Below are 16,904 nucleotides of genomic sequence, written 5' to 3'. Positions count from 1 at the left end.
CTTGTCCGAATACGTTTTATACTTTTGCCCTTTAATCGCCATAAAAAATGCACCCCCTAGAATTTCATCGGCTAAACCCAGGGGTTTTTCCAATGTCTATTCTAAGGGGTGCGCTTCACACATAACTGTGGGTGTTGAGGTCTTCTTTTATATTACTGTGAAGGGGTCTTAATGGATAAGACTAATCTTTAGGGTAAAACATTCGTACAGCAGCTTATTATTGACCCATCATGCCGCCATCTACAGTGTAGAGGGATGCTGTTACATAAGAAGCATCTTCAGACAAGAGGAAGTTCATTACGGCTGCCACTTCTTCTGGTTCGCCATAACGTCCCATTGGAATGCTGGCTACAGTAGCATCTTGGTAGTTTTCCACGTCACCGGAGTTTGCTTCGATTTGACGCATCATACGAGTGTTAATCGTTCCTGGCAATACCGCGTTTACCCGGATATTGTAAGGTGCAAGTTCATTTGCTGCAGTACGTGTGAGACCTACTACGGCATGTTTGGACATAATATATGGGGATACGGCTGGAGCACCCATCAGACCTGCAAGGGAAGAGGTGTTCAGAATCGCACCGGATTTTTGTTTTTTCATTACTGGAATAACATTTTGCAGACCAAGGAATACGCCACGAACGTTAACGTTATATACCGCATCCAGTGCTTCAACGCTGAGATCTTCGATCAGACCGGTTGGGCCTTCAATACCTGCGTTATTGGCAAAGTAGTCGATTCTGCCAAAAGCATCGAGTGCTTTTTGAACATAGTTTTTCACGTCTGCTTCCTGGGATACGTTTGCTTTTACCGCAATCACATGCTCTTTGTCGAGGTTCAGTTCAGTGATTGTTTTTTGAATGGCTTCTTCGTTCAGATCCACCAGAACCAGATTGATTTTACGTTCAGCCAGTCTGCGTGCCAATTCTTTACCAATGCCTCCTGCAGCTCCTGTAATTACTGCTGTATGTGTATAATTACTCATGATATATTCGCTCCTTATTTATTATTGGCAGGTTTTTCTTTAAAAAAAGTTTCAACCTGTCGTCTATCTTTCCTGTCTCAATGTTAAGATATACATAACGGTGTGACAATAATCATTGACAGCGCATATGTCTGGTATCGGACACAGATGTAAGCGGTGTTCATTTAGGTTACAATAATGGACAAAGGAGGCGAAAATGTTGATTATCGAACACCCCCAGGACCGGAGAGCACGAAGAACGCAGGATGCGATTATCGCTGCGACGGTTTCATTAATATTGGAAAAGGGAGCCGACGCCGTCACCATTCGTGACATTACAGAGCGTGCAGATTACAATCGGGGCACTTTTTATTTGCATTTTCCTGGCAAGCCGGAGCTGCTTGATTTCATTTTGGAGGATTTCATGCAGGGAGTGGGCCAAGCCTATGCCAAACCGTATGCTGAATTAAAGGAAGTGGATATGACCGGATTACTTCCTTCAACTATGCCGGTATTTGAATATATTGAAGCTCATCAGGATGTCTTCCGTGCCTTGATGACCATGCATGGTGATATGGCCCTAAGGCTATGCAATATGTTCCGGACTTACTTGACCGAGGATTTCGTGCTGGTAACTGAAGATAGTGAGTACACAATCAATTATGATATTATGCTGAGCTACCTGATATCTGCCACGGTGGGTGTCATCATGCACTGGGCAGAGATAGGATTCAAATATTCTGCGCATTATATGGGAGAGCAGTTGACGGCATTAATAAACATCAAACCGACCCGTCTGCTGATTGAACCAGGACAGAAGGGTCGGACCATTCACGAACGTATGCTATTGGATTGAGAAAAGGGAAGCAGGCAGCTATCCCGTCATAGAGGTATCTGCTGCTCGCTGGAGCTGAATCAGTCGTTCGCGTACGAGAACGGCTTCGCCAATGATGATTAGCGCAGGGTTATTCACCTTCTCTGAAAGGGAAAGAGCGTAAAGCTGGCTGAGTGTGCCGGTAATGATTCGTTCGTTCGCGGTGGTTCCGCGTTCAATCAAGGCTGCTGGTGTACTGCTGCTTTTGCCGGATTGCAGCAATTCACGTTGAATGAGGGGTAATTGGCTGATACCCATGTAGATTACCAGCGTGTCAACACTATGGGCGAGCAGATCCCAGCGAACGGAAGATACACGGCCATCACTCCCTGTACCTGTGACACAAGCGAAGGTTGAAGCCACTCCCCGATGGGTTAACGGAATCAGGGATGAGGCGGAAGTGCCCACAGCCGAGGTGATGCCAGGAATGACCTCAAAAGGAATTCCGGCTTCAGCCAGCACGAGGGCTTCTTCACCGCCGCGCCCGAAGATGAACGGGTCACCGCCTTTGAGCCGAACCACCTGCTTGCCTTCCGCAGCGTGAGCAACCAGTAACCGACCAATCATCTCCTGACTCATGGAATGCAGCCCAGGGGCCTTCCCGCAATAGATCCGGAGTGCTGCATCAGGAGCTTCGGCAAGCAAGTCATCATTCACCAGTCGGTCATACAGTAGTACATCTGCCGTTTGAATGCGTCTCAGAGCTTTCACCGTAATGAGTTCCGGATCTCCAGGTCCAGCACCTACGATACTTACCAGGCCCCGGCTCATGATCGTGTCCCCAGTCTGGACGCAGACTCTGCATTACCCAGTCCTGAACGACCGCCATGGATGGTTGCGAGTTTGGATGCCATCGGGATGGGGTTTCCCCAGCGGTGTGCAGCGTACAGCCCTAACCCGGTAAATAGGGCACCACCAATGAAATTGCCAAACAGCACCGGAATCTGATTCCACAGCCACCAGTCGGCAATACTGACATCAGCACCCAGCATTATGCCCGCCGGGATGACAAACATATTTACAACAGCGTGTTCGAATCCTTGAGCAAAAAATATCGTAATCGGCAGCCACATGGCCACGATTTTACCGAGTGTGGAGGTGGACGTCATCGCCATGACCGCACCTAGTGTCACCATCCAGTTACATAGAATAGCCTTAATGATGATCAAAACAATACCTGCGCCGCCCAGATGCTGATATCCGAGCGTCTTGGCTTCGCTGGTCTGAATCAGCGTTTGAACGAGGGGACTGCTCATGTCGGTTCCCATCTTCGTCAGTGTGAGTTCATATAACAGAGCGTAGAACAGGCATCCAAGTATATGGCCTGCAATTACCCAAAAGTAATTACGCAGCATATCCATCAGTGTGACTCTGCGTTTCATAACCGCGAGTGGAATCATGGCGAAGCTGCCTGTCACGAGCTCAAGTCCGAGCAGAATAATGATCACGAACCCTGCAGGGAATATCAGTGCACCTGCCAAACCAATGGAAGTTTGAGATACAGCGGTATATGCCAGCGTTGTTGCAAAAGCGAGAATCGCACCGGCCAAAAAACCACGGATTAACATCTGCACCCGGTTCATTCTGGCTTTATTCTCGCCTGCGTCCACCATCGATTGCAGGACTTCTGCCGGTTTAACAAAATCCATCGTGCACGCCTCCCTCATTCATGATGTCAGGCATATCTTCTGATTAAAGACTAACCTGCAATGGTAATGTAGATCTCACCGCTGTGATCATCGACCTCGGTTTTATATGTGTTCAGACATCCATCGTCCGGCTCATGTACCTTGCCACTGCGAAGGTCGATTTTCCAGTCATGCAGCGGGCAGTGGACAGCCGTTCCGCATACCATGCCTTCTGACAGCCTGCCGCCCTTGTGAGGGCAGCGATTCTCTACGGCGTGCAGCGTTCCATCACTCAATTTGAAGACGGCAATCTCGGTATCCAAGACCGTAAACGTCCGAGCTCCCTTTTCGTCAATATCCGCCAGATGTCCAATTCGCAATCGATTCATCGCTGATCCTCCTCTTCTAGTGGGCTGCCGGCTGGGTGCCAGCGAGTGGGGTGAAGTTTTTACGCAATTTTTCGTCTTCAATAATTTCCTTCCATGGATCAACGGTACGGCCCAGTGTCAGTTCAAGCCGTTCGACCAGAGCCAGGCGCTCTTCACGGTTCTCAAGTGCCTTCTTCACATGGTCCAGACCGACACGTTCAATCCAGGCTGCCGTTCTCTCATTCCAGCGTGCGTTTTCTCTATAATATTGAAGGTAAGCATAAGTCCACTCTTCGACTTCGGCATCGGTTTTCACGGTGCACAGTAATTCTGCTGCACGGACCTTGACCCCGCCGTTGCCGCCAACGTGCAGTTCCCATGCACCGTCAATCGCGACAACCCCCAGATCCTTAATGGTGGCTTCCGCACAGTTCCGCGGACATCCGGAGACTGCAAGCTTCACTTTGGCTGGAGCAACCATTTTGTCAAGTTTCTTCTCCAGACGAATGCCCATCTCAATGGAATCCTGAGTTCCGAAGCGACAGAAGGTGTTGCCGACACATGTTTTCACCGTGCGGAGCGCCTTCCCGTAGCCAAATCCGGAAGGCATGTCGAGCTCTTCCCAGATTTTCGGCAAGTTTTCCTTTTGTACACCGAGCAAGTCGAGCCGCTGTCCACCTGTGAACTTCACCATCGGCACATCATATTTCTCGGCAACGGTTGCGATCTTGATCAGTTCTGCCGGGGAAGTGACACCTCCATAAATTCGTGGAATAACCGAGTAGGTTCCGTCTTTTTGAATATTGGCATGATAGCGTTCGTTCGTGAACTTGGATACCCGCTCATCCTCGTACTCAGCTGGCCAGATCATGCCAAGGTAGTAGTTAAGGGACGGACGACATTTGGAGCAGCCCTCCGGTTCATTCCAGCCAAGCACATTCATGACTTCCTTAACGGTTTTCAGCCCCATCTCTTTGATCTGGGCAACGATCTCATCGCGGTCGTAGGAGGTACAGCCGCAGATACCCTCTTTCACCTGTTCCAAGGCAGCATCCCCTGCATAATGGACGAGCAGCGATTCAACAATGGGCTTGCATCCCCCGCAGGAGGCGGAAGCTTTGGTACAGGACTTGATGGCACCAAGGGTGTTGCACCCTTTGTTCAGCACTGCATCTCCAATGGCAGCTTTGGTGACACCATTACAGCCGCAGACGATCTCATCGTCTGGCATAGCTGCCATCCGCTCGGCTACCGACGGGCCGGACCCTGAACCGCCGGCGGTTACCCCAAGCAAAATTTCCTTTTCACGTCCACTGATATTCTCTCCGCTTTTAATGAGGGAAAAGAGGGAGGCACCGTCTGAGGTATCTCCGAACAGTACAGCTCCGATGAGCTGTCCGTCCTTCATAACCATCTTTTTGTAAACTCCGTCTACGTCATCCTGTATACGAATGCTGCGGGTATCAGCCGCATCCTTGAATTGGCCTGCAGAGAATACATCCACACCGGACACCTTCAGCTTGGTGGATGTCACAGACCCTTCATATCCTTCGGTTGCTGCACCTGCCAGGCGCTTGGCCAGAACCATGCCCTGTTCATACAGCGGGGCTACCAATCCATACGCGATGCCGCGGTGCTCTGCACATTCACCGACTGCCGAGATGCCAGGGATACTGGTGTTCATGTAATCATCCACGATGACGCCGCGGCTCACGTCCAGGCCAGCCTGACGGGCCAGTTCAACCTGCGGGCGAATGCCGACAGCCATAACAACCAGGTCGGTTTCGAGCACTGTCTGATCCGTGAAGCGCAGTGATTTTACCCGATGTTTGCCCGTAATTTCCTCGGTATGTTTGTTGAGAAGAAACTTCATACCCTGCTCCTCAAGCTCCCGTTGAAGCATCAGGCCTGCAGGCAGATCCAGATTCCGGTCCATCAGATGTCCGTTAATATGAATAACCGTGACATCCATTCCCAGATTGAGCAGCCCGCGTGCGGCCTCCAGTCCAAGCAGTCCACCCCCGATTACTGCCGCTTTGCGATACTTTTGTGAGGCTGCCATCATCGTTTCACAGTCCTTGATATCACGGAAACCGATGACACCTTCCTTATCTGCTCCGGGTATTGGAAGAATGAACGCCTGCGATCCGGTTGCCAGAATCAGCTCGTCATATGAAGCACGGACACCAGCCTGGGACACTACTTCCTTGCGCTCGGCATCAATTCGAATCACGGGATCACCTGGGTACACCCGAATGCCGTTATCCTCGTACCAGCTCCATTCGTTGATTACGATATCTTCAATGCTCGTGCCGCCTGCAAGTACAGAGGAGAGCATGATGCGATTGTAGTTGGGGTGCGGCTCAGCACCAAAAACCGTAATTTCATAAGCATGCGGAGCGAGTTTAAGAATATGTTCAATTGTACGAATACCTGCCATACCATTGCCGACCAGCACCAGTTTTTTCGTTGTACTCATTGTGATTAGCCCCCTTGGTTCCATTCTGCGAACTGCCTCGCTTTTCGTTCCGGAAAAATAGAAAAAGCCTGTCATGCCTCGGTGGACTGCGCATATGCATACGCATGCCATGGATCCGAGATTGCAAAACAGGCTTCATTGCCGTTTCAACCAGCTACGCCGTTGTAACTGTGATCGTTCAAATATGGAGTTGTTATGGCCTAACTATAAAAGATCCTTCCATTCATGTCAATATAGTTAACACAAAAAAATATTTGAAATTTGAAGTTAATTATGTTTACATGTGTGTAATAGAAACAAGAACTGAACGATGAACGAGCAGTGTGTACCGCAACGTGAAGTCCGCAGTCGCAGCGGTTACATGGAAGAAGAGGCATACAACCCTCGGCAATAACAAGAGACGGAGTTAGAAAAGGCCCCGATTTATCATCATGGAAATGAGCCCGAGAGGTTACCGACATGCATAATGGGTTTCAAACATGTATATTTTCAACTTAAGATATTGTCAGGTTATATAACATGTTGACTTGATGAACTATTTTAGGTGTTAAGCTAACCATTCTGCCTATGCATTAGGGAGGGATTGATCCATCATGCGATCTTTATTGGTCATCCGTGTAGAACCAACAATAGCGGCCTCAACCGATGCAATCCCTCTTACTCCTGAGAGATTGCTGGGGGCAAACGGGTACCATGTGCAGGTGACAGACAGTGAGACGGAGGCTCTGAAGCTGGCAGCTGATGCAGAGGCATCCATCCTGCATCTGTCGCTGGCCGATGTGGAATATTGGGTACGCTGCCTGGGAAAGGGGAAGGTGAACACCCCATTGATATGGTGGTGCGCACCGGACACAGCCTCTTCCTCGGTGGAATCCTGCGAGGTAGAGGCTTCAATGGACGGAATACTGACCCCATCCATGATTGGGCCTGAGATACACTGGACGCTGCACTTTGCCGCCAAGCGTTATATGGAACGCAAGCAGTGGGAGCAGGAACGGAAACAGCTGCAATCCCGGCTGGAGGATCGAAAGTGGATAGATATGGCTAAGGCCATTTTATGTGATCTGAAGCAAATCTCCGAGTCGGAAGCTTATGACTTGTTACGCAAGAGAGCGATGGATGAACGTAAACGGATGGTGGATGTCGCCACGGCAATCGTGAAGGCGCATCAACTGCTACAGTCGTAATTGAAAGGAGGATGCATCATGGATATGTCTGAGATTCTCAGGGAGGTTGGACGTGGGAAACGTGGTTCACGTGATCTGAATTATGCCGAAGCGCTGGCTGTTGCCGAGCACATTCTGAGACAGGAGGTATCACCTGCTCAGACAGCTGCTTTTCTAATGGCGGAGCGAATGAAGATGGAGAATGTTGAGGAACTGGAGGCCTTTGTCCACGCATGCCGGAACAGTGCAGACCGCCTGTCCTTATTCCAGGATGGACTTGACTGTGCAGGTCCATATGATGGACGGACCAAATCGTTCATGGCTACCTTTCCGGTTGCCTTTGTACTGGCAGCAGCCGGGCTCCCGGTGACTTTGCACGGAAGCGAACCTCTGCCCCCCAAGTGGGGGGTAACCTTGTCCATGCTGCTCAGGGAAGCGGGTATTGATACAAGGAAATTGGATCGGGAAGAAGCCAGAGTGGCGGCGCAAAGAACGGATGTGATGTACGTATCCTCCGAAGACTGGTGCGCTCCGCTTCGGCAGCTAAGACCACTTCGAGAAGAACTTGGCTTTCGTACCGTGTTTAACACAGCGGAGAAGCTGATTGATTTTAACCATTCGCCGTATCTTGTTTTTGGCGTATTTCATAATACATTTCTGGATCGGATCGCGAAGCTGCTAACCCGCTTCGGATACCGCCGTGCTTACGTGGTACAGGGAATGGAAGGTTCGGAAGACCTCTATATTGATCGGCCTACACGTGTGTATGCTGTGGAAAACGGAGATACACGGCTGGAGCTGGTGGACCCTGCCGCTTATGAGCTGGATATTCCTGTGCCCGAGATGGCATGGACAGCTGCGAAACAGCTTGGAGTGGCACAATCGGTGCTCAGCGGAGAGGGGCATATCGCTTTTGTGAATCAGGTGTTGTTGAATGGCGGCTTCCGTCTGTATGTGACAGGGCGCGTTGATTCAATTGAAGAGGGTATTTATACCTGCCAAAGTCTGCTGGATAGCGGAGCAGCTTACCGGAAGTATCAGCAATGGACTGTCTCCATGGGCGGGGAACTACCGGATAGCAGAGCAGTGTCCACGTATCCGGCTACCTCCAGCTGATGTTGTAACTACTCCCAAGGATAGGTAACGGTAAGGAAGTCGGCAAATTTCTTGCTCTCTTCCCGCCGCTGCTTCCGCATGGCCGCCCGATCCGGAGCGGTCTCATATAATTTCTTCTCTTCTTCCGTTTCCGGAATGAGTCGGGGGACAATGAGTTTTCGATTATTTTCATCCAACGCCACAAAGGTCAGAAATGCGGTTGCCGCAATCTTTTTCTCCCCTGTCTTCAAGTCCTCACGAATGACCTTCACAAATATCTCCATGGAGCTGCGTCCCGTCCAGGTCGCAAAGGATTCCAGTGTAACAGAATCAGTTGGATTGATGGGATACAGAAAGTCGACGGAGTCGGTTGAAGCCGTAACTGTGTTGACCCGGCATAGTTTGGAAGCGGCAATGGATGCAATATCATCAATATAGGACATTAACTTGCCACCGAATAAAGTGTTATGGTTGTTCACATCGGTCGGAAATACTCGTGCAGTCTTGAAGCAGCGCGTCTCGCGCACATATTTTTTCTCCGCTTGTTCGGACCCCGTATCTTTAGGTATCTCTCTCATGTTTCTTCCTCCTGACCCTCTGGCTGCTGCGTCTCTGTAGCATGTACCAGATCTATCTTCTATTATGTTATTCCTAGTATAGGTGCCCACCAAGTTCATATTCCAATGATTTCATGATTGCCAAAAAAACCGCCAGGCGCGGACCGGCGCGCGGGCGGTTGGTGCTGCTGTATATTAAGCCTTGGCTTTGAAGATGCCGGACGGTCTGCCTACGGGCAGGAAAGTATATCCGAAATGAGCGTTCAGTACAGAAGCTCCTGTGCCGTAGAGCGACACGATACCAATACCCATTTCAGCATATGCTGCGATGGTATGGAAGACGTGAGGAGCTACGCCGAAAGCATCAAACGTCAGGCCAAGGAACAGGAAGTCAATCAGAATGAAAATGATGAGCAGTACTTTATTGGCTTCCACAGCGCCCAGCGTCATGAACAGGGTGAATACGAGGTATCCGGCAAAAGCAAATCCGAGCTGCTTACCGTCAGCCTGTTCTGCCAGGGTGGAGCCAAACACGCCCATTTTGATCAGCCAGTTGGCACCCATCGCAAACCAGAAAAATGCGTATGCGCCAAAAGCAGTCGTGCCAAATGTATTATTGCGTTTGGAATCTTGAATACAGGCGAACAGCTGTGCAAATGCACCCAGGAAGATCGCCCATGGGATAGCATAGCTGAGTCCGTCTGTAATGCCAAGTTTCTGGGAGGAAGCGACCAGGGTCACAATAGCCAGCCCAAATAATCCCATTGCGCTGGGATCGGCGTTTATGATTTTAACTTGAGTCCGTGAATCGGTTTGCATGGTCTTGATGAGCCTCCAATGATATCAAATCAGGATGTAAACAAGAATACAGTCCTTTAGTAACTTTCGTATCCGCCGGGTCCGGACACACACATCGCCCTATTGTACCTGAATGGCCCGGTTATGGAAAGGAATTTGTTCACCGCGCGAATGCAACATCCTGAACGTTCAAACACCCCTCCATAGCATGCAGGTTGGCCTCTTTGCTCAGTTTGCCTGCCAAAGGGGTGTTTTTGTTGTTCATTTTCCAAAATACACAATAAAGACACATTCATACAAGAAGTAGGATAGGGGGAGAAAATATGGATGCAAAACATGCATCTCATTGCAGAAATGGCTTGGTAGCGCCACTTTTGCGGCATCCGGGAAAACATAGTTATTCATGACTTTCAAAAACTGGGGAAGGATACAAAACATCCATGCCGACTATGCCATATGTTAATCCAACTATAGATTGACAGTAAAAACTAAAATATAACACAGAAATAAGGAGGTCAAAGGCATGGTTATGAGTTTGGATTTAAAAAATCAAATCGAAAAAGCCAGACATAACCTTCATATGTTGGTAGAACATCACGAGGGTGGGCTTGGGCATCCGGATGTCATCAGACAATCCATGGCATTGGATGAATTGATTAATGAATATAATCGAATGAAGCGAAACCAGACAAGAGCTTGAGGAATTCATATAATAGTTGGACAACATAGATGAGTACATATGACGATGCGGGCATGAACATAACCGGAAGGACAGCTTTCTTCTCAAAGCTGCTTGATTCCTGTTAATTCATGCCCGCATGTATTTTGGCGCCGGATCAGTGCAAAAGCCGCTTGGCTTCCATATACAGTACCTGAACAAATTTTTTGGTATTTATTCGAGTCTGGGACAAGGAAGGCTCCACATTGTTCTGCAGCTCCAGCATTTTTTTGCGAATTTCCGTAAAATCGAAGAATTTAGACGCATAGTTCTCGAACTTGGGATGTGTGTAATCGGTTAATCCCAGGGACACCACATGACTTAACGTTTGAAATATCGCCCGGCGAACACGCTGCTCTGAGGCCTTGACCTCTTTGGTTATCTCGGTGGCCGAGGCATCCGTTCCCAGTTTGCGAATTGCGATATTCTGAAAAATATCCTTGAGCGACGGGAATGTATAAGGCGAGATGGTGTGATCTTCAGCTTCAATCTGTTCCAGATATTCGAGCATGTCCAGCAGATCCTTGCTGCCTGCTTCACCAATCATGCCCATTTCCGAGAGAAGGAAATTTCCTGCGGTCGCAATGGTTTTATTAGGAGCAGGCGCGGTTTGGCGTCCGGCAGATTGGATGCTGGTCAATCCCTGCAATGTCCGCTGAATATCCTGAATGGACTGCTGCATCCGCAGACGTTCTTCGACCAGACGGAGAACAGATAGAATCTCCAGCCGATTGATCGGCTTCGTAATGTAGTATTCGATGCCTAGCGAGTAGGCTTCACCGATCATGTTTTTGGATTCAATCTGGGAGATCATCACGATCTTGCCCTCGAATCTTCCTTCCAGTGCACGTACGGTCTGAATTCCGTCCCGATGGGGCATGAGCAGATCAATCAGCAGCACGTCTACCTTCTGTAATTCCAGCAGCTCGGCATGGATGTGAGCTCCGTCCTCTGCTTCTCCGGCAATCTCGCCCAATCCCTCATCTTCAATAATATCCATTAGCATGGAACGAACGCCAGGATCATCATCCACGATAAAATAACGCATATTTTCGGTATCCTCCTCTCCTCAGCGGATGTAATTGGGCCAATGTATGTTCAGACAGATGAACTGCCCTGAGTCGTGGTCAATGTAATTCCTATCATACTTCGTCGTTTCCTTTCTGCATAGAACCAGCCATGCAGCAATAAGCCAATATGTCAGATAACGTAACAAAGTTTTGCTGAAAGCGGCCTTTTTATAAAAAAAATCCAATGTTTGTTGTAGGAAAGTGTCGTTTTTCGTAGATAGGACTGTAGTATAAGTAACATCTGAATGAGCTGGCTATGAATTGTGTGGAATGGTACAAATGCCAAACGGAACGAAAGATCATCATTCAGAAGTATGCCATGGGATTCTATATGCAATAGTATGGGAATTTTACGCTCAGACATGCAAATGGAATGCGGTTTAACAATATATGAATAAAAGGAGTATTGCCAATGGAGCAAACGATACAAGATATTGTCGTTGTTTTCAACGATTTTTTATGGTCCAAGCTGTTGATCCTATTGCTGGTCGTATGCGGGATTTACTTCACGACCAGGACAAGGTTCATGCAGTTCCGCATGATCGGAGACATGGTCAAGGTGCTGGCTGAACCCAAGAGCAAGGAAGCGGATAAAATCTCGCCTTTTCAGGCGTTCTGTATTAGTATGGCTGCCCGTGTAGGTACCGGTAATATTACGGGAATTGCGCTGGCTATTGCCCTTGGGGGACCGGGTGCTGTGTTCTGGATGTGGATCATTGCAATTATCGGCTCAGCCTCCAGTTTCGTAGAGAGTACACTCGCACAGATCTATAAAGTGAAGGATAATGGGGGCTTCCGCGGAGGACCGGCTTATTATATGGAACGTGGGCTAGGCAAACGGTGGATGGGGGTATTGTTTGCCATTCTCATCACACTATCGTTCGGCCTTGTCTTTAACGCTGTGCAGTCCAACACGATCACTGTGGCATTCCAGAATTCGTTCGGTCTCGATCGGTTGACGGTAGGTATTGTAATGGCGGTGATCTTCGCCGGAATCATTATGGGCGGCGTGAAACGGATTGCCAAGGCATCCGAATATATTGTGGTGGTCCTTGCTGTGCTGTATATCGGGGTTGCTGCATTTGTAGTGCTGGCGAATATCACCCAGCTTCCGGCCATGATTGTGCTAATCGTAAAAAATGCCTTCGGCATTGAACAGGTCGCCGGTGGTACATTGGGTGCAGCGCTGATGAACGGCGTCAAGCGTGGATTGTTCTCCAACGAAGCGGGAATGGGTAGTGCGCCTAATGCCGCAGCTACGGCGGATACGACACATCCGGTCAAGCAGGGACTTATTCAGGCTTTTGGCGTCCTGACCGATACCCTTGTCATCTGTACAAGTACGGCCATGATTATATTGCTGTCCGGAGTCTACGAAGGCTCCAATCTGGGGGGCATTGAATTGACCCAGGCAGCATTAAGTGTGCATATCGGATCTTGGGCATCAGGCTTTTTGGCTGTTATGGTATTCCTGTTTGCCTTCAGTACACTCATCGGGAATTATTATTACGGGGAGACCAATATTGAGTTTATCAAGTCCAATAAAATGTGGCTGTGGGTGTACCGGATTGGCGTCATCGCCATGGTGCTGTTTGGTGCAATAGCCAAAGTGCAGCTGGTCTGGGATCTGGCGGATCTCTTTATGGGGCTGATGGTCGTCGTCAATCTGATTGCGATCCTCATGTTGTCCAAGGTCACGTTTGAGGCGCTGAAGGATTACAAAAGACAGAAGGCTGAGGGGCGTGACCCCGTCTTTACCCGTGACCTTATTCATATTCCGGGTGAGGTGGAGTGCTGGGAGTCTGAAGCGGGTGTAACAGGAACCCAAGAGATGAAGATTGCAAAATAGGATTAGCGTAGCTCGGGTGATAAGAGCCGGGTAGGATAATAAAACAAAAAAACAGGACACCGACGATACCAATAGGGCTCGCGGGGTCCTGTTTCATTATTTGGTATATTTTCAGATACCTATTGATCGCTCAGGATACCATTTTACTTTGTATGAACAGAGTAACTGATCAGTTGATCTGCCAGCATTTTCATCCGGTCGCCCGTTTCATTCAGTTTCTCAATGACATCGGTGAAGGAGGATACAAGAGTGGCTTGTTCCTGGGAAGAGGCAGCAATCTGTGAAACTTCCACTTCCATCTGTTTAATGACCTGTTGGACGTCTTTCAGACTTGCATCAATATCGGTTGTCGCCTGCTTGGCGTCCACGGAGAGCTTGCGCACTTCGGAAGCAACAACGCCAAAGCCTGCACCAGCCTCGCCTACACGCGCTGCTTCAATAGCGGCATTCAGGCCCAGCAGGTTCGTTTGTTCGGAGACTTCCCGGATGAATCCGGCAACCTTATTGATTTCAGCGGAGTTTTGGACTGCAAGGCGTGTGTTCTCCAGAATTTGTTCACTGGTCGCCTGCAATTCCTCGGCATGAGCTGCTACGTGCTGAACCATCTCCACCAGGTTGCTATTAATGGATTGATTTTCTTGTATAATGGCTTCTAGTTGATTCTGATTGGATTGATCGTAGGATATGCAGAAAATGGCAACAACTTCATTATTGTCATCAAAGATGGGAATGTTCAAAATATCCAGCTCAATTCCGTAGACTTCTGGGGGCAGTTTGGTGAGCGAAGGTTCGCGCCCGTTAGTCAGAGCTGTAAAGTTTTTATAATCGTCCAGCAGTGGCTCACCTTTTTCAAAACCGAGATTGAATCTCTCATTGGCAACGGCGTACAATACTTTCTCATGATCATACACAGTCAAACCGGCTGGTTCTCTAAGAATCAGGCTAATATAAGGCATAACTTTCAGAAGTGCATCTACAACATTCATGGGGTCGAACCATCCTTTCATTATTCCTAATTTGCGATTAGAATTCAAAAAACGTACATAATGCTTTAATTATCATCGGATAAGATTGCGCTATCATTAACTCCATTTTTAAATAAAATGATGACGAATTACGGACGAAATCTGAGAATTTTCCCATGTAAAATGATTTATTGGATATAAGTGTTAGTTGTAACTATTTTTATATCAGGATATTTGAGCAGTCTGATGCCGAAATTGGGACATATGTCCATTTCTATACGTTAAATACTTGGGTGGGGGTTACCGGAAATGAGAGAAATCATGGATTTTGGGCGAATGCGTCAGCTGGCACGTGAACATGGTCTGGATCAGGTGCTGGATGAGCCTGCACTTGCAGAATTAAGACTACTTGAAGCCACCAAAGGTGAGATTATATGTGCGAAGGGAGAACGGCCGGAACGGTTCTATTTTCTTGTTGAAGGCAAACTGAAGATTTATACGACACTGCCTAACGGCAAGTCACTGCTGCTCCGTTTCAGCACGCCGCCAGCCCTCGTAGGCGATCTGGAGCTGGTCAATGGAAAGGAAGCCAAGAATACGGTTGAATCTGTCAACAAAAGTCTGCTGCTGGGCGTTAGCTATCGTTACCTTCAAAATACGTATGCGGATAATCCGAAATTCCTGCATTTCATGCTTAGTCATGTGACCCATAAGCTGTATACGTTCTCCAATTTATCGAGCCTGAATCTGCTGTACCCGGTAGAAAGCAGGTTTGCCAGCTATCTGTTGTCAACGATGGAGCAGGGCGAGCAGGTGACGGAAGAGATCCAAACGTCCAAGCTGACAGAGCTGGCGGATATGCTGGGGACGAGCTACCGACATCTGAACCGGGTAATCCATGATCTCTGTGATCGGCAGATTATCCGTAAGGAACAGCGCAAGATTGTCATCTGCCATCTGGAAGAATTGCGCGAGATTGCTGGAGGGAACATGTATGAATAAGATCGGCTCCATGGATGTGAAAGTCTCAAATGTAACGCAAAGAGCACCCTATGCCTAAGCAATGGGTGCTCTTTGAATGCAAAGATTAAATATCGCCACGCTCTTCAAATAATTGAGCAATCTCCACGATAACCTGAGTGGCTTTCACCATGTTATCAACCGAAACATATTCGAATTTGCCGTGGTAATTTTCGCCGCCTGTGAAGATATTTGGTGTAGGCATGCCCATATACGAGAGCTGGGAACCGTCCGTTCCTCCGCGGATGGGGCGAATAACGGGCTCAATGTCCAGACGAGTCATGGCTTCATGCGCAATATCAACAATTTGGCGCACAGGTTCGATCTTCTCACGCATATTGTAATATTGATCATTCAGCTGCACGGTGATGCTCTTCTCTCCATACTTGCCTTGGAGCTCTTCCGCAACCTTTAATACATAGGCTTTGCGTTCTTCAAACTTCGCCCGGTCAAAATCACGAATGATATAGCTGAGCTGCGTTTGCTCAACATCGCCTTCAATGGATATAAGATGGTAGAACCCTTCATACCCCTCCGTGAATTCGGGAGCTTCTTCCGCAGGCAGACGGCGGTTGAACTCCATGGCGATTTTGGCCGAATTGACCATTTTGTTTTTTGCGGTTCCAGGGTGAACATTCGTACCTTTGACTGTGATTTTGGCTGCAGCCGCATTGAAGCTCTCATATTCAAGCTCTCCCAGTGGTCCGCCATCTACCGTGTAGGCATACTTGGCTCCAAAAGCAGGCACGTCGAATTTATGTGGTCCGCGTCCAATCTCTTCGTCGGGAGTGAAGGCAACCCTGATCTTTCCGTGTTTGATCTCCGGGTGATCGATCAGATAGGCCATTGCCGTCATAATTTCGGCAATACCTGCCTTGTTGTCAGCACCCAGCAAGGTTGTCCCATCCGTTGTCATGAGGGTGTGGCCTTTGTATTCACGCAGTTCGGGGAAGTCAGTGGTAGACAGTACCACATCCAGCTCCTGGTTCAATACGATATCCTGACCATCATACTGGTCAATGACCTGCGGCTTAACATTTTTGCCAGTGAAGTCTGTCGCTGTATCCAAGTGAGCCAGGAAGCCAATTACGGGAACCACCTTGTCCGTATTGGATGGCAGAGTTGCCATGACATAGCCATTCTCGTCCATCGTTACGTCCTGTAAACCAATGGCTTTGCATTCCCCTACAAGGTATTCGCCCAAGGCGAGTTGACCCGGCGTGGAGGGGCAGGTTTCACTGTTTTCATCCGATTGTGTATCCATTTGAGCATAAGTTGTCAGTCGCTCGATTAAAATATCTTTCACCATCATCGCTCCTTCAGCTTTATGGGGTATATTATCTCCTGTGTATGAAA

16 protein-coding genes are annotated in these 16,904 nt (G+C 48.5%); 6 read left to right on the top strand and 10 right to left on the bottom strand.

The genetic code is table 11. The annotated features are described in order from the left end of the window. Positions 1 to 217: 217 nt before the first annotated feature. Entirely contained in the window at positions 218 to 982 is a 765-nt protein-coding gene (locus tag GUA98_RS16065) for an SDR family NAD(P)-dependent oxidoreductase (RefSeq protein WP_193723711.1), read from the bottom strand. Positions 983 to 1,181: 199 nt separating this feature from the next. Between GUA98_RS16065 and GUA98_RS16060 the strand changes: the two genes are divergently transcribed. Next, on the top strand, positions 1,182 to 1,817 hold the full coding sequence (locus tag GUA98_RS16060; protein ID WP_193723710.1) for a TetR/AcrR family transcriptional regulator: 636 nt from the start codon (positions 1,182 to 1,184) through the stop codon (positions 1,815 to 1,817). An 18-nt stretch (positions 1,818 to 1,835) separates the two neighbouring features. Here GUA98_RS16060 and cobA read toward each other — a convergent pair whose 3' ends face one another. Genes cobA through nirB form a run of 4 tightly spaced genes read right to left on the bottom strand, consistent with a single transcriptional unit; the run spans position 1,836 to position 6,310 of the window. After that, positions 1,836 to 2,606, bottom strand: coding sequence for a uroporphyrinogen-III C-methyltransferase (cobA, locus tag GUA98_RS16055; RefSeq protein ID WP_193723709.1), 771 nt, complete (start codon positions 2,604 to 2,606; stop codon positions 1,836 to 1,838). Then, entirely contained in the window at positions 2,603 to 3,484 is an 882-nt protein-coding gene (locus GUA98_RS16050; RefSeq protein WP_193723708.1) for a formate/nitrite transporter family protein, read from the bottom strand. Before GUA98_RS16050 ends, cobA begins: the two co-directional genes overlap by 4 nt. A 50-nt stretch (positions 3,485 to 3,534) precedes the next feature. Next, a complete protein-coding gene (gene nirD, locus GUA98_RS16045; RefSeq protein WP_095360200.1) occupies positions 3,535 to 3,852 on the bottom strand; it encodes a nitrite reductase small subunit NirD in 318 nt (105 codons plus the stop codon). Between the two features lie 16 nt (positions 3,853 to 3,868). Beyond that, positions 3,869 to 6,310 (bottom strand): nitrite reductase large subunit NirB, encoded by a 2,442-nt coding sequence (gene nirB, locus GUA98_RS16040; protein ID WP_193723707.1) that lies wholly within the window; start codon positions 6,308 to 6,310, stop codon positions 3,869 to 3,871. Positions 6,311 to 6,903: 593 nt separating this feature from the next. Here nirB and GUA98_RS16035 point away from each other — a divergent pair. Both GUA98_RS16035 and GUA98_RS16030 read left to right on the top strand, forming a co-directional pair. After that, positions 6,904 to 7,497: an ANTAR domain-containing response regulator gene (locus GUA98_RS16035; protein WP_193723706.1), complete on the top strand. Its 594-nt coding sequence runs from the start codon at positions 6,904 to 6,906 to the stop codon at positions 7,495 to 7,497. 18 nt (positions 7,498 to 7,515) lie between these two features. Continuing rightward, a complete protein-coding gene (locus GUA98_RS16030; RefSeq protein WP_193723705.1) occupies positions 7,516 to 8,592 on the top strand; it encodes an anthranilate phosphoribosyltransferase in 1,077 nt (358 codons plus the stop codon). Between the two features lie 8 nt (positions 8,593 to 8,600). Here GUA98_RS16030 and GUA98_RS16025 read toward each other — a convergent pair whose 3' ends face one another. Next, positions 8,601 to 9,149, bottom strand: a complete 549-nt coding sequence (locus tag GUA98_RS16025) for an acyl-CoA thioesterase (RefSeq protein ID WP_193723704.1) — start codon at positions 9,147 to 9,149, stop codon at positions 8,601 to 8,603. Between the two features lie 174 nt (positions 9,150 to 9,323). Further along, complete coding sequence (locus GUA98_RS16020; protein ID WP_193723703.1) at positions 9,324 to 9,947, bottom strand: acetate uptake transporter; 624 nt, start codon at positions 9,945 to 9,947, stop codon at positions 9,324 to 9,326. Between the two features lie 508 nt (positions 9,948 to 10,455). Here GUA98_RS16020 and GUA98_RS16015 point away from each other — a divergent pair. Beyond that, positions 10,456 to 10,626 (top strand): aspartyl-phosphate phosphatase Spo0E family protein, encoded by a 171-nt coding sequence (locus GUA98_RS16015; protein WP_321573885.1) that lies wholly within the window; start codon positions 10,456 to 10,458, stop codon positions 10,624 to 10,626. Between the two features lie 136 nt (positions 10,627 to 10,762). Here GUA98_RS16015 and GUA98_RS16010 read toward each other — a convergent pair whose 3' ends face one another. Continuing rightward, positions 10,763 to 11,692 carry a response regulator gene (locus GUA98_RS16010; RefSeq protein WP_193723702.1) on the bottom strand — a complete coding sequence of 310 codons (930 nt, stop codon included), beginning with the start codon at positions 11,690 to 11,692 and terminating at the stop codon, positions 10,763 to 10,765. Positions 11,693 to 12,126: 434 nt separating this feature from the next. Here GUA98_RS16010 and GUA98_RS16005 point away from each other — a divergent pair, with 434 nt between their 5' ends. Continuing rightward, positions 12,127 to 13,563 (top strand): alanine/glycine:cation symporter family protein, encoded by a 1,437-nt coding sequence (locus GUA98_RS16005; RefSeq protein ID WP_193723701.1) that lies wholly within the window; start codon positions 12,127 to 12,129, stop codon positions 13,561 to 13,563. 143 nt (positions 13,564 to 13,706) lie between these two features. On the opposite strand, the gene GUA98_RS16000 is transcribed toward GUA98_RS16005, so the two are convergent. Next, on the bottom strand, positions 13,707 to 14,549 hold the full coding sequence (locus GUA98_RS16000; protein ID WP_153980366.1) for a methyl-accepting chemotaxis protein: 843 nt from the start codon (positions 14,547 to 14,549) through the stop codon (positions 13,707 to 13,709). A gap of 288 nt (positions 14,550 to 14,837) precedes the next feature. Between GUA98_RS16000 and GUA98_RS15995 the strand changes: the two genes are divergently transcribed. Then, entirely contained in the window at positions 14,838 to 15,530 is a 693-nt protein-coding gene (locus GUA98_RS15995) for a Crp/Fnr family transcriptional regulator (RefSeq protein ID WP_193723700.1), read from the top strand. A gap of 85 nt (positions 15,531 to 15,615) precedes the next feature. Here GUA98_RS15995 and pepT read toward each other — a convergent pair whose 3' ends face one another. Then, complete coding sequence (gene pepT / locus GUA98_RS15990) at positions 15,616 to 16,854, bottom strand: peptidase T (protein ID WP_193723699.1); 1,239 nt, start codon at positions 16,852 to 16,854, stop codon at positions 15,616 to 15,618. Between the last annotated feature and the right edge of the window lie 50 nt (positions 16,855 to 16,904).

The organism is Paenibacillus sp. P13VS (assembly GCF_015143645.1).
In the GTDB taxonomy this organism is placed as follows: domain Bacteria; phylum Bacillota; class Bacilli; order Paenibacillales; family Paenibacillaceae; genus Paenibacillus; species Paenibacillus xylanilyticus_A.
This window is presented reverse-complemented; position numbering and strand designations above follow the sequence as displayed.